The sequence below is a fragment of the Polaribacter sp. Z022 genome (assembly GCF_023555495.1).
Taxonomy (GTDB): Bacteria; Bacteroidota; Bacteroidia; order Flavobacteriales; family Flavobacteriaceae; genus Polaribacter.
This window is the reverse complement of record NZ_JALCZO010000004.1, coordinates 287,396-300,259: the sequence shown is the minus strand read 5'-3', so window position 1 is coordinate 300,259 and position 12,864 is coordinate 287,396. Positions and strand designations below refer to the sequence as shown.

The 12,864-nt window shown below is 27.1% G+C and carries 13 protein-coding genes; 6 read left to right on the top strand and 7 right to left on the bottom strand.

Translation table 11 applies throughout. The annotated features are described in order from the left end of the window. Positions 1–326: 326 nt before the first annotated feature. Positions 327–1,172, bottom strand: coding sequence for an MORN repeat-containing protein (locus tag MPF13_RS10990; RefSeq protein ID WP_249982567.1), 846 nt, complete (start codon positions 1,170–1,172; stop codon positions 327–329). Between the two features lie 157 nt (positions 1,173–1,329). After that, entirely contained in the window at positions 1,330–2,565 is a 1,236-nt protein-coding gene (locus MPF13_RS10985; protein ID WP_249982566.1) for an ABC transporter permease, read from the bottom strand. 52 nt (positions 2,566–2,617) lie between these two features. On the opposite strand from MPF13_RS10985, the gene MPF13_RS10980 reads away from it, so the two are divergent. Both MPF13_RS10980 and MPF13_RS10975 read left to right on the top strand, forming a co-directional pair. Further along, positions 2,618–3,775, top strand: a complete 1,158-nt coding sequence (locus tag MPF13_RS10980) for an exo-beta-N-acetylmuramidase NamZ family protein (protein ID WP_249982565.1) — start codon at positions 2,618–2,620, stop codon at positions 3,773–3,775. Between the two features lie 11 nt (positions 3,776–3,786). Continuing rightward, positions 3,787–4,752, top strand: coding sequence for a hypothetical protein (locus MPF13_RS10975; RefSeq protein ID WP_249982564.1), 966 nt, complete (start codon positions 3,787–3,789; stop codon positions 4,750–4,752). Positions 4,753–4,830: 78 nt separating this feature from the next. Here MPF13_RS10975 and MPF13_RS10970 read toward each other — a convergent pair whose 3' ends face one another. After that, on the bottom strand, positions 4,831–5,670 hold the full coding sequence (locus MPF13_RS10970; protein WP_249982563.1) for a thioredoxin family protein: 840 nt from the start codon (positions 5,668–5,670) through the stop codon (positions 4,831–4,833). Positions 5,671–5,714: 44 nt separating this feature from the next. Next, positions 5,715–6,545 (bottom strand): sterol desaturase family protein, encoded by an 831-nt coding sequence (locus MPF13_RS10965; protein ID WP_249982562.1) that lies wholly within the window; start codon positions 6,543–6,545, stop codon positions 5,715–5,717. Positions 6,546–6,679: 134 nt separating this feature from the next. Here MPF13_RS10965 and MPF13_RS10960 point away from each other — a divergent pair, with 134 nt between their 5' ends. The 4 genes from MPF13_RS10960 (at position 6,680) to MPF13_RS10945 (ending at position 11,254) form a co-directional block, all read left to right on the top strand. Beyond that, positions 6,680–7,714, top strand: coding sequence for a quinone-dependent dihydroorotate dehydrogenase (locus tag MPF13_RS10960; protein ID WP_249982561.1), 1,035 nt, complete (start codon positions 6,680–6,682; stop codon positions 7,712–7,714). 4 nt (positions 7,715–7,718) lie between these two features. Next, positions 7,719–8,333, top strand: coding sequence for a LysE family translocator (locus MPF13_RS10955; protein WP_249982560.1), 615 nt, complete (start codon positions 7,719–7,721; stop codon positions 8,331–8,333). A gap of 92 nt (positions 8,334–8,425) precedes the next feature. Beyond that, positions 8,426–10,918 (top strand): M14 family zinc carboxypeptidase, encoded by a 2,493-nt coding sequence (locus tag MPF13_RS10950; RefSeq protein WP_249982559.1) that lies wholly within the window; start codon positions 8,426–8,428, stop codon positions 10,916–10,918. Between the two features lie 177 nt (positions 10,919–11,095). After that, the gene (locus MPF13_RS10945) at positions 11,096–11,254 is read left to right on the top strand and encodes a YqaE/Pmp3 family membrane protein (protein ID WP_249982558.1); all 159 of its coding nucleotides are present in this window, start codon (positions 11,096–11,098) and stop codon (positions 11,252–11,254) included. Here the strand turns inward: MPF13_RS10945 and MPF13_RS10940 are convergent. Genes MPF13_RS10940 through MPF13_RS10930 form a run of 3 tightly spaced genes read right to left on the bottom strand, consistent with a single transcriptional unit; the run spans position 11,251 to position 12,807 of the window. Then, on the bottom strand, positions 11,251–11,589 hold the full coding sequence (locus tag MPF13_RS10940) for a tRNA-binding protein (RefSeq protein ID WP_249982557.1): 339 nt from the start codon (positions 11,587–11,589) through the stop codon (positions 11,251–11,253). The two genes, MPF13_RS10945 and MPF13_RS10940, sit on opposite strands and share 4 nt — an antisense overlap. A 1-nt stretch (position 11,590) precedes the next feature. After that, the gene (locus tag MPF13_RS10935; protein ID WP_249982556.1) at positions 11,591–12,127 is read right to left on the bottom strand and encodes a YfiT family bacillithiol transferase; all 537 of its coding nucleotides are present in this window, start codon (positions 12,125–12,127) and stop codon (positions 11,591–11,593) included. Next, on the bottom strand, positions 12,127–12,807 hold the full coding sequence (locus MPF13_RS10930) for a tetratricopeptide repeat protein (RefSeq protein WP_249982555.1): 681 nt from the start codon (positions 12,805–12,807) through the stop codon (positions 12,127–12,129). Before MPF13_RS10930 ends, MPF13_RS10935 begins: the two co-directional genes overlap by 1 nt. Positions 12,808–12,864 lie beyond the last annotated feature (57 nt).

Genomic DNA, 12,864 nt, shown 5'->3' with positions numbered 1-12,864 from the left:
AACGCTAAATATAAACCTACAATGTAATATTGAATGCAACATAATTAACATCTAATAAAAGAAATGTTGTTTTATGGTAGTAAATAAGTTTCAAAATCGTTTTTGATATAGAAAAATTGAATTTAATTAAATTTTTACATTTTTTACTTTTACGATAAAAAAAATCATAAAATTTTATTTTAATTAAATCTTGTTTGGCACGAAGCTTGCTTAATAATAAATGAAAGCAACTTTGTAAACTGTTTTCATGTGTAAATTATTTGAATTAGTAGATTTAAAAAAGCCATCTTATTTAAGATGGCTTTTTAATTGAAAATAAGTAGTATTTAGTTTTGTGGAGCAGCTTGATTGCCCCCATTTTCTATCTCTATATTTTGTGTACTCTTTAAAAAAGTTAAATTATTAAAAATTACTTTTTCATTTCTAATGTCTAAATCACCATCTTCATATACATAAAGGCCTCTTCTTTTTCTTTCTCCATTTTTATAGAGCCCAATAAAGAAATCTTTTTCATTCCAAAATTTAAAAGCAATAAAGTGCGATTTACCTTCTTTCCAATAACCAGTGTGTAAATCACCATTTTTCCAAATATAGGTTCCAAATCCATTATCACAATCTCCTTGAACACAACCTGTTGTTGAGTATCTTACAGGTCCTAAATGTGTTTTAGATTTATTAGATTTAAATACATAATAACCATGTTCGTTAGAAGTTATTTTACCTTCTTTATAAAGGCCTAAAAAAAAGTCTCCTTCTTTCCAAAATTTTGCTCCAAAATAGTGTTGCTTCCCATTTTTCCAACTGCCTGCATACAAATCTCCATCTTCCCAAATATATACTCCCCAACCATCTTCACAATCTCCAGAAACACATCCTTTTTCATTGTAATAAACTCTATTGTTTCTGTTTTCTTTATCACCATCATCCCATGCATAAATACCATGACCTGGTTTTCTTTCTCCATTTTTATAAAGTCCAAACCAAAAATCTCCACCTTTCCAAAAATTCATTCCGAAATAATGTTTTTTTCCATTTTTCCAAAAGCCACTATACATATCTCCATCTTCCCAAACATAAGTTCCAAAACCATCTTCACAATTTCCAGAAACACAAAGGGCATTTGAAGTAATTGATGTAAAAAATAAAAATAAAATAACAATAGAAGCTTTCATATATAGAAGTATTTTGGTCTAAAAATATAAAATTTAATGTAATATTGAAATATTAAAACATTAATAAATGTATTAATAAGGTTGTTTTAAATCAATAAAAATAATGTTTTAGTATAGATTTGTAGATAAAAAGGTGTTAATCAAATGTTTTTTGCTATTAAGCAAACTTAATAGATTTTGATGGATTTATTTTAGTGATAATATAAGAAGGAATTATCAACATTAAGAAACACATAATTAGTGTTCCTATATTTAATAATAGTATATACGTAAAAGAAATGTAAACAGGCATTGTAGTTACATAATAGGTTTCTGGATCTAAAGTAATTACTTTAAAGTAGTATTGAATAAAAATAATAGATAACCCAATTATATTTCCCCACATAAGACCTTTTAAAATTAGATATGCAGCATTGTATAAAAAGATTTTTCTAATACTAGTGTTATTACTTCCTAAGGCTTTTAAAATACCAATCATTTGTACACGTTCTAAAATTAAAACCAGTAGAGCAGTAATCATGTTAATACCAGCAACCAATATCATTATAGCAATGATAAACCAAACATTGTTGTCAAAAAGCTGAATCCATTCAAAAACAGTAGGATATGTTTCTAAAATTGTTTTACTATTTAAAGTGGCTCCTATATTACTATAAATTTCTTCTCCTTTAGTTTCTATATTATCAAAACTATCTAAGATAACTTCAAAACCACCAATTTCATTTTCTGTCCATTTATTAAGCTTTTGAACTTCTCTTATGTCACCAACCATTACACTTTTATCAAATTCTGCAAAACCAGAATTGTAAACACCTACAATTGTATATTTTCTATTTGTAGTTAATTTACTAGTTGCAGTTTTTAAAAAAGTAGCTAAAATTGTATCGTTTAATTTTAATTGTAAGCGATTAAGAATTGTTTGAGATAATAAAACTTCTTTAGTTCTAGATAAATTAAAGTTTGGTACCCTTCCTTCAATTAAATATTCATTAAAAAAAGTCCAATCATAATCTTTAGACACTCCTTTAAAAACAATACCTTCAAAATCTGTTTTAGTTCTTAAAATACCACCTTTATTAGCAAAAACCTGAATGTTTTTAATGCCATCAATATTTTTAAATTTTGGGTAAAAATCTTGGTTTTTATTTATTGAAACTGTAGATACATCTGAGTTGTTGGCATCATAATTGATAATTTGTACATGACCCTTAAAACCAGCCATTTTATCTCTAATTTTATATTGCAAACCAGCACCAGTTGCAACAGCAATTAACATAATAATAATTCCTAACGCAATTGCAGTAATTGCAATTTTTATTATTGGCGATGAAATGCTATTTTTATACTTTTTGCCAGCAATAATGCGTTTTGCAATAAATAACTCGTAATTCAAATTGATGATAAATTTTAACCTTCGTAAAAGTACATATTTATTCTTATTTCTGATGCTGAATTTTCAGCTGATTTCTTGTGCTCAAAATTCTAAAACATCTATAAAAAAAGTGTTGAAACAAGAATTGGTAATAAAAACAGGTGCAGAAAATACACATTTGTATTTAAATTTATTAAAAGGAAAAAATATTGCAATTGTTTGTAATCAAACTTCAGTAATTAAGAATACACATTTAGTAGATAGTTTACTTTCTTTAGGAGTTAAAGTAAAAAAAGTGTTTTCACCAGAACATGGTTTTAGAGGAAAAGCAGATGCAGCAGCTCATGTTGCAGATGCTGTTGATACTAAAACAGGATTACCTATTTTATCTTTACATGGAAAAAGTAAAAAACCATCTGCAAAACAATTAGAAAATATTGATGTAGTGATTTTTGATATACAAGATGTAGGAGTTCGTTTTTACACCTATATTTCTACATTGCATTATGTTATGGAAGCCTGTGCTGAAAATGGAATTGAAGTTATTGTTTTAGATAGACCAAATCCTAATGGACATTATGTAGATGGCCCCATGTTAGAAACCAAACATGCAAGTTTTGTAGGTAAACATCCTGTACCTGTTGTTTATGGAATGACAATTGGAGAATATGGGCAAATGATTAATGGTGAAAAATGGTTAAAAAACGGAACTCAATGTAAATTAACAGTAATTCCGTTAGAAAATTATACGCATGATTCTGAGTACAGTTTAGCAATTAGACCTTCACCAAATTTACCAAATGATAAGAGTATAAATTTGTATCCTAGTTTAGGTTTTTTTGAAGGAACCATAATTAATGCAGGTAGAGGTACAGAGTTTCAGTTTCAAAGATATGGGGCGTCATTTTTTCCAAAAAGTGATTTTTCTTATACTCCAAAAGCAAATTTTGGTGCAAAATATCCAAAACAAAAGGGCAAACTTTGTTATGGTGTAGATTTAAGAGCTACTAAAAAATTAAGTGCTATAAATTTAGAATGGCTAATAGATGCTTATAACAAAACCCCAAAAACAGAAAGATTCTTTGGTAAAACATTTACAATTCATGCAGGAAATACCAAATTGCAAAAACAAATAGAACAAGGTTTAACTGCTAAAGAAATTAGAAAAACTTGGAGTAAAGATTTGAAGAGGTTTAAAAAGAAAAGGGAACAGTATTTGATATATGAATAGAAACTAATTCTATGAAAAAGTTAATTGTTTTTTTATCAATTTTGTCTTTATTTTCTTGTTCAACGAGAATTAATGAAAAAGATTTACAAGGGATTTGGTACTATAATTTTAAAGAAAATGACAACAATAACTTAAGTGAAGTTGTAATAAGAAAAGATTCTATAACCTTAATTGATTATTTATATTTTATAAAAAAAGGAACATATAAATTAAAAAATGATTCTATAATTATTAATCTAAAAAATGAAGTTTTAAGAAAAAAAATAAATGTTACAGATTCTTCTCTAATTTTAAATACAACTTCTTTTAGAGGTGCGTATAAAGATGATAATATAAATTATAAAGAATACAATTTAGTTAATTTAAACTCCGTTAGAAAATTTACTGCTGAAGACTTATCAGAACATCAAGGAAGTTTTTTGTTGGTAAAAGAAAACGATTCTGTAAAAATAAGATTATGGAATAAGTACGTTTCATTTGAAGAATATATTGACTCAACTCCAATTCACTTTGAAAAAATTGGTCATGTTGCTTTACTTGGTGATAATTTTAGTTTACGTGATTTAAAAACTGTGTTTTTGGAAATGTATTACTATAATTTTGGAGGTTTAAGATTAGTAACTAATACTGACTTTCATAATTATAATTATGATGTTTTTTTTATTAGAACTGATGTTTGGCAAACAGAGGCTAGTAAATATATTTTAGATAATAGAATTGAAAAAAGAGAAATTCCTTCTTTACCAGATAATTTTTCAAAAGAACAATTTATTGAAGTAAATTCCCCTTTTTTATTAGAAATAAATTCAAAACAAGATATTTCAAAGCTAGATAGATTAAAAGCTAATTCTACGTATTTAATTTCCATTAATATAGAATTATCAATTGAAAACTATTTAATTTTATGGCAAAAAATTAACAGAATAAGAAAAGAAAAAAATTTAAAAATTAGAACAGAAATTATTGAATTTCTTTGAAATTAGTAGGTATTATAAAATCTTGAAGATTTTATTACATAATTATAAAACCCGAAGTATAACTTCGGGTTTTATAATTTATATTCTTCTAGATTTTAAAATTAAATTCTTAGAATCTTTATCTGTTTTTAGTTTTTGATACCAAATTCTGGCATTATCCTTATCGTTTAATTTATTATAAGCTGTAAAATATAAGAAGTTATAAAAACCTTTATTTTCAGGAGAAATTTTATCTTCTTTAAAATCATCATTTAAATTTTTTACTGTTTTTTCATAGTCTCCTTTAATTAAATATTTATAGGCATCTGTAAATAAACCTATTCTTTGAGAATTCTTCTTTTTGTCTCCTTCTTTCTTGTATAACTTATTCGTTATTTTAAGATATTTATTAGCTAGTTTCAAAAAATCATTTTTTACTTCTTTGTCCACATATATTGAGTAATCAAAATATTTTTCAGCAATTTTAAGTGCATTATCTCCAGATTCTTTTTTTAAATAATTTAAGTATTCTTGTTGCAAAAGTTTATTACCGTAAGTATATTTTTTTAATACTCTCATTACTTTTTCTTTATTCATATAGCTTTTTGTTTGCAAAACAATTTCGCCATTAGGGTCTAGTATAAAAACTTGAGGTATAGATCTTATACTAAATTTAGAAGATAGATTTCTTTCTACATCAATGTCAATTTTTAAAGGAACAAAATTAGCCATTAAAGCTTGTACTTCAGAGTTACTCCAAGATTCAGAATCCATTTTTTTACAAGGACCACACCAAGTTGCCCAAAAATCTACAAGTATAAATTTATTGGTAGCAATTGCTATTTTTTGAGCATCTTCAAAAGATGTCATCCATTGTGAAGCTTTAGCATTGTTTGTAAATAATAATAAAAAGATAAAAGGTAAAATAAGTTTTTTCATAGCATTATATTTTTTTTGTAAATATATTGCTTTAGAAGCAAAAATCATTCCAAATTTGTAGGTTTTCTAGAGCCTTGAAAAGGTTGTTTTAACAACTCTTTTAAAGAGGAGTTTTGTTCTTCATCAAAAAAAGTATCAACTCCATACACTATTTTTTCTCTATCCATTTCCATGTAGGTTCCAAAAATACGATCCCAAATAGAAAAAATATTTCCGTAATTAGAATCTGTATAAGGTAACATATAATGGTGGTGTATTTTATGCATATCTGGAGACACAATAAAATAACTTAAAAACTTATCTACTTTTGGTGATATTTTTAAGTTTGCATGTGTAAATTGAGTGAAAATTAATGACATAGATTGGTATAACATTACAATGGCTATTGGAGTTCCAACCACAAAAACGCCTAATAAAGTAAATGAAAAACGAATAACACTTTCTATTGGGTGATGTCTGTTTGCAGTTGTTGTATCTACTTTATGATCTGTATGATGCACTAAATGAACCATCCACAAAGGCGGAATTTTGTGTTCTACATAATGTGCTAAATATGCACCAAAAAAGTCTAAAAATAAAACGCCTAAAACCATATACAACCACAAAGGCATTTCTGGTAACCAATTAATGATTCCAAAGTTATTTGCTTGTACCCAATCTGCAGTTTTTAGTAATAAAAAAGCCAATCCTAAGTTAATTAAAACCGTAGTTAATGTAAAAAATAAATTAGGAATTGCATGTTTCCATTTGTTATATTTAAACTTAAATAATGGGAAAAATCCTTCAATAATCCAAAAGAAAGTAATACCTCCAACAATTATGGCACTTCTGTGTTCTCTTGGGATGTTTTCGAAATAATTAAATATGGTTTCCAAATTGATTTTATTTTTTTACTAAAATAGTAAAAATAGTATAACCTTAAATTGAAAGCTCTTTTAGAGAGCTATCCGTTTAAAAATGTGTAATTTTGCAGACTAGAAACAACTACATAATTCAATTCTAGAAACACATGTACAAATCTATTGTAAGACCAATTTTCTTTTTATTCGACCCAGAAAAAATTCATTATTTTACATTTTCACTAGTAAAAACACTTTGTAAAATTCCTTTTTTAGCTTCAATTTTTAGAAGTCTTTATGTAGTTGAAGATAAAAAGTTAGAACGAACTTTGTTTGGAATTACATTTAAAAACCCAGTTGGTTTAGCTGCAGGATTTGATAAAAATGCGGTTTTATATAATGAATTGGCAAACTTTGGTTTTGGTTTTATAGAAATAGGAACTGTAACTCCAAAAGGACAAGCAGGAAATCCGAAGAAAAGATTGTTTCGTTTAAAAGATGATCAAGGAATTATTAATAGAATGGGTTTTAATAATGAAGGATTAGAAGCTGCTATAAAAAACTTAAAGAAAAACAAAGGGAAAGTTGTTATTGGTGGTAACTTAGGTAAAAATACTTCTACTTTACCAGAAAATTATACTGAAGATTATTGTACGGTTTTTAAAGCTTTACATCCATATGTAGATTATTTTGTACTGAATGTTAGTTGCCCAAATGTTGGTAGTCATGCAAAATTAAATGATAAAGATTATTTGGTTGAATTAATTTCTGCTTGTCAAGAACTAAACAAACAAGAAGCAAAACAAAAGCCAATTTTATTAAAAATTGCTCCAGATTTAAATAATATTCAATTAGATGAAATTATTGAACTGGTTGCAGAAACTAAAATTGATGGTGTAATTGCTTCAAATACATCTACAAATAGAGATAATTTAAAAGCATCAAAAGAACGTTTAAATGAAATTGGTAATGGAGGTGTAAGTGGTCAACCTGTTAAAAATCAGAGTACAAAAGTAATTAAATATCTAGCAGATAAAAGTAATAAATCCTTTCCTATTATTGGAGTAGGAGGTATTCACTCAGAACAAGATGCTTTAGAAAAAATAAATGCAGGTGCAGATTTAGTACAAGTTTATACAGGTTTTATTTACGAAGGACCAAAATTAATAAAGCGAATTAATAAAGCTATTTTACAACAATCTTAATTGAATGTTTGAAACGCTTTTTTCTTTTGCAATAGCAACAATAGTTTTAGCAATTTCTCCAGGACCAGACAATATATTTGTTTTAACACAAAGTATTGTAAATGGTAAAAAATTTGGTTTGGCTACTGTTTTAGGGTTAATGTCTGGTTGTATTATTCATACAACTCTAGTTGCTTTTGGGGTTTCTGCTATTTTAAAAGAAAATGAAAGTATTTTCTTTTTTATCAAAATGTTAGGAGCTGCTTATCTGTTGTATTTGGCTTTTAAAATCTATAAAAGTGATGCAGAAATAGTTTTGTCTAACAAAGCAGATACATCAACTTCAGTTTTACAATTGTTTAAAAAAGGATTTATAATGAATGTTTTAAATCCTAAAGTAACACTCTTTTTTTTAGCGTTTTTTCCTCAGTTTTTATTTTCAGAAAACTTATCAAATGTAATTCAATTTTATGTGTTGGGAGCAATATTTATAGCAACTACATTTTTAGTTTTTGGCACACTTGCATTATTAGCAGGTAGTGTTTCTAACTATTTAAAAATACATTCTAAAATTGGTGTTTATTTAAAATGGGGACAAATAATTGTATTTGTTTTTATTGCAATTATGATTTTGATATAAAAAGCAACTTTTTTAACTCTTAATGAATTGTTAAAGAAAATTGTTGTGATATTGATATTCTTATATTTGTTAGATATCCAAACTTAATTCAAATGAAAAAAATCTTTTTATTATTCTTGTTGACATCTTTTACAATGATTGGTCAACAAGTAGATTTATCTTATTATTTACCCAAAGGAAATTACAATTCTCAAATACCAACACCAAAAAGTATTATTGGTCATGAAGTAGGAGAGTGGCACATTACTCATGATAAATTAGTAGAATATATGAAAGCTATTGCAGCTTCATCTAATAGAATTTCTATAGAAAGTAGAGGTACCACTTATGAAGGAAGACCTTTGTTGTTATTAACAATTACATCTCCAAATAATCATCAAAATTTAGATAAAATAAGACAAACTCATATTGATGCTACCAATGATGGTTCTGTAGATGTTTCTAACAACCCTATAGTTGTTTATCAAGGTTTTTCTATTCATGGAAATGAACCAAGTGGTTCTAATGCAGCTTTAGCTGCTGTGTATTATTTAGCTGCTTCAGAATCTTCAGAGGTAAAAGAATTATTAGATAATGCAGTAATATTATTTGACCCTTCTTTAAATCCAGATGGATTGCAACGTTTTGCTTATTGGGCTAATACAAACAAAAGTAAAAACATAAATCCTGATCCTAATGATAGGGAATATACAGAGATTTGGCCTCGTGGAAGAACCAACCATTACCAGTTTGATATGAACAGAGATTGGTTGCCAGTTCAATTACCAGAAAGTAAAGCAAGAATTGCTAGTTTTCATAAATGGTTGCCAAATATTTTAACAGATCATCATGAAATGGGAAGTAATTCTAGTTTCTTTTTTCAACCAGGAATTCCTAGTAGAACAAATCCTTTAACACCGCAAATGAATCAAGATTTAACTAAAGAAATTGCAACTTATCATGCAAAGGCTTTAGACAAAATAGGTTCTTTATATTACTCAGAAGAAAGTTTTGACGATTTTTATTACGGAAAAGGTTCTACGTTTCCAGATATTAATGGAAGTATTGGAATTTTGTTTGAACAAGGAAGTTCTAGAGGTCATGCTCAAGAAACAGTAAATGGTGTTTTAACGTTTCCGTTTACAATTAGAAATCAATTTACAGCTGCATTATCTACACTAGAAGCAGCAAAAAAAATGAGAGTAAAAATCTTAAAATACCAACAAGATTTTTACAAAGAGTCTAGAAACACAGGTTCTAAAAAAGCAATTGTTTTTGGTGATGAAAAAGATGGAGCAAAAAGTTTTCATTTAGCTGAGGTTTTAAAACGTCATCAGGTTAAAATTCATGAAGTAAAATCAGATTTTACTCAAGGAGGAAAAACATACAAAAAAGGGTTTAGTTATGTGGTACCTATGAATCAGAAAAATCAACGTTTGGTAAAAGCGATGTTTGATGTAAGAACAAAGTTTAAAGACAGTTTGTTTTACGATGTTTCTGCTTGGACATTTAACCATGCTTTTGGTGTTGATTATGCAGAAAATGTGTCGATTTCTAAAGCAGGAAATGAAATTACAGATTTAAAAATGCATACTGGTAAAGCTTCTCATAAAAGCGATTATGGTTATTTATTGTCTTGGAATGAATTTTATACTCCTAAAGCTTTAAATGCTATTTTACAAAAAGGAATTCGTGCAAAAGTATCCATGAAAAATTTTAAAAATGGAGGTAATTCTTATGAATATGGAACCATTTTTATCCCAGTTCAAAATCAAAAATTGAATGCTATTGAATTGTATCAGTTTTTAGATAAAACAGCAAAAGATTCTCATTTAAAAATTACAGCAGTTTCTACAGGATTAAATGAAGGAATTGATTTAGGTAGTAGAAATTTTGCAGCAATAAAAAAACCTAAAGTTGCAATGTTGGTTGGTAATGGAATTGCAGGTAATGATTCTGGAGAAATTTGGCATTTGTTTGACCAACGTTTTGATATGCGTTTAACACGAATTGACATGAGTTATTTTACTAGAATAGATATTAGTAAATACACACATATCATTATTCCAAGTAGTAATTTAGACAAAGCTGCAAGAGAAAAATTAAGAACTTGGACTAAAAATGGAGGTATTATAGTGGGGTATAAAAATACTGCGAAATGGTTGTCTTCAAATAAATTTATAAATATTGAATTTGATAAAACTAAAATTGATACAATTAATGGTGTATCTTTTGAAAACAAGTCTTTAAAATCTGGAGCACAATATATAGGAGGTGCCATTTTTGAAGCAAAACAAGATCGTTCTCATCCAATAAATTTTGGTTATAAAAATGATAAAATTGCTTTGTTTAGAAACTCTACCTTGTTTATGAAGGCAGATAAGAAAAGTTATAATAATCCTATACAGTACACTTCTAATCCATTATTAAGCGGTTATATTTCTAAAGAAAATGCCAAAATAATAAAAAACACAGTTCCATTTAAGGTACAAAGATTGGGTAGAGGTAGAGTAATTGTATTTACAGATAATACTAATTTTAGAGGATTTTGGTTTGGTACAAACAAGCTTTTAATGAATTCAATTTTCTTTGGAGATAAGATGTAGTTGTTGGTTTTGAAGCCTTTACGAAATTTGAAGGTTTCACATTTTAAAATAATAAAGTTGCAAAGTTTAAGGGTTTTTACTCTCTTACTTTGCAACTTTTTTTAGTATTGTTAATAGTAAAGGTGTAACAAAACAACTAGTTATACGTCTTATTTATGTAACCAATTAAATATATAAATGAGTTTTTTTAGAGTATTATTTGCAATTATTTTTCCCCCATTATCTGTAATAGATAAAGGTTGTGGATCTTTCTTTATCATTTTTTTACTAACCCTTTGTGGATGGATTCCTGGAGTAATTGGAGCGTTAGTAATTTTAAATAATCCTAAGAGTTAATTTATTTGTTCTCCGTTTTTAATGTCTTTAGAAGCTTGTAATAGAACTACATTTCCATCAGTATTATAAACGCCTAAAACTAAAACTTCGCTTTTAAAATTGGCAATTTGTCTTGGTTTAAAATTTACAATTGCAGAAACTTGTTTGTTAACTAAATCTTCTTTAGAGTATAAATCTGTTATTTGAGCACTCGACTTTTTTATACCTAAAGCACCAAAATCAATCTTTAGTTGATAAGCAGGTTTTCTAGCTTTAGGAAAATCATTGACTTCAATAATGGTACCTATTCTAATATCAACTTTTAAAAAGTCTTCGAAAGTAATTTCGTTTTTCATATTATTTCCAACCTTCTCTTTTCATTAAGTTTTCTATGTGATAATAATGATGTCTACAATGCCATGCATAAATACCTATGTTTTCTTTTAAACCAACTTCTTCATTAGTTGCTGGATGTATAAAAGATTTATTTAATTGCTCTTCTGTTAAACCTCTTAATAAATAAACCCATTTAGAGTGCAGTGCTTTTAATGCGTCTATAGATAAAAATATTGGCATCGATTTAGAATCGTGTAATTCTGCCCAACGTTCTTCATAATACGCTTTTATAACAGGTTTGTCTTCTGTTAAAGCCCATTTAAAACGCGTATATGAGTTTTGATGACTGTCATAACAATGATGAATAACTTGTCTTATTGTCCAGCCATTTTCTCTATAAGGTGTATCTAATTGTTTGTCAGATAATTCTCTAACTAAATATTCTAATTCTTGAGGAAAACGTTCTATTAACGAAATCCAATCTTCAATATTTTTCTTAGTAATATTTTCTGGTATATCTGCTTGTCCTATTGGATATCTTAATTCTTCTAAATTCATTATTTCTTTGTAATTTTTTTCAACATTCTTTTAGAACTTTTGTTTTCTGGGTTTATATTTAATGCTTTTTTATAACTAATAACCGCATTTACAGTGTCTTTAGATTTTAAATAAGCATCCCCTAAACTATCAAAAGTATTTGAACTTTTTGGGTATAAAACAGTATTAATTTTAAAAATTTCTATGGCTTTATCAAACTCCTTATTTTTAATGTATTTATATCCTATTCTATTTAACCTATATTCTTTAACCACTTCATTTAAAGAGTCTTTTTCTTTAATTAATTTGTAAGCATATAAAGCTTTGTTAAACTCGTTGTTTTCAATATATTCAAAAGGCGTTTTTTCTCCTTTGGCTAATTTTTTATAATAATATTTTACACCTTCATGTTCAGTTTTAGGAGCCAATTCTATATGCATTTCTGGTTTGCTAACAAAAAGCATTTTTTCATTTAGTTCTTTCATATAAAAAGTACTATCGTTTACTTTTAGCAGTTTTAAATCATCATTTCCTCTCCATTTAGCAAATAATGTTTGTTCTTTAAAATAGATTTCTATAACTTCATTTGCATTAAATAAATATCTTCCTTCAGTAGATTTTATAAAGGCATCACTATTTTTTTGAGATGTGCAACTTGCAAATAAAACGAGTAAAAATAAAGGAGCTATAAGGTTTTTCATAGTTGATAAGTTAATTTGATTCTTTATTTTAGACGACTAATTTATACGATTTGTTAC

Bases quoted from the DNA above. Each gene is read 5' to 3' on its own strand.
- MPF13_RS10990 (WP_249982567.1), bottom strand. From the start codon at position 1,172: ATGAAAGCTTCTATTGTTATTTTATTTTTATTTTTTACATCAATTACT.
- MPF13_RS10980 (WP_249982565.1), top strand. From the start codon at position 2,618: ATGCTGAATTTTCAGCTGATTTCTTGTGCTCAAAATTCTAAAACATCT.
- MPF13_RS10975 (WP_249982564.1), top strand. From the start codon at position 3,787: ATGAAAAAGTTAATTGTTTTTTTATCAATTTTGTCTTTATTTTCTTGT.
- MPF13_RS10970 (WP_249982563.1), bottom strand. From the start codon at position 5,670: ATGAAAAAACTTATTTTACCTTTTATCTTTTTATTATTATTTACAAAC.
- MPF13_RS10960 (WP_249982561.1), top strand. From the start codon at position 6,680: ATGTACAAATCTATTGTAAGACCAATTTTCTTTTTATTCGACCCAGAA.
- MPF13_RS10955 (WP_249982560.1), top strand. From the start codon at position 7,719: ATGTTTGAAACGCTTTTTTCTTTTGCAATAGCAACAATAGTTTTAGCA.
- MPF13_RS10950 (WP_249982559.1), top strand. From the start codon at position 8,426: ATGAAAAAAATCTTTTTATTATTCTTGTTGACATCTTTTACAATGATT.
- MPF13_RS10945 (WP_249982558.1), top strand. From the start codon at position 11,096: ATGAGTTTTTTTAGAGTATTATTTGCAATTATTTTTCCCCCATTATCT.
- MPF13_RS10940 (WP_249982557.1), bottom strand. From the start codon at position 11,589: ATGAAAAACGAAATTACTTTCGAAGACTTTTTAAAAGTTGATATTAGA.
- MPF13_RS10935 (WP_249982556.1), bottom strand. From the start codon at position 12,127: ATGAATTTAGAAGAATTAAGATATCCAATAGGACAAGCAGATATACCA.
- MPF13_RS10930 (WP_249982555.1), bottom strand. From the start codon at position 12,807: ATGAAAAACCTTATAGCTCCTTTATTTTTACTCGTTTTATTTGCAAGT.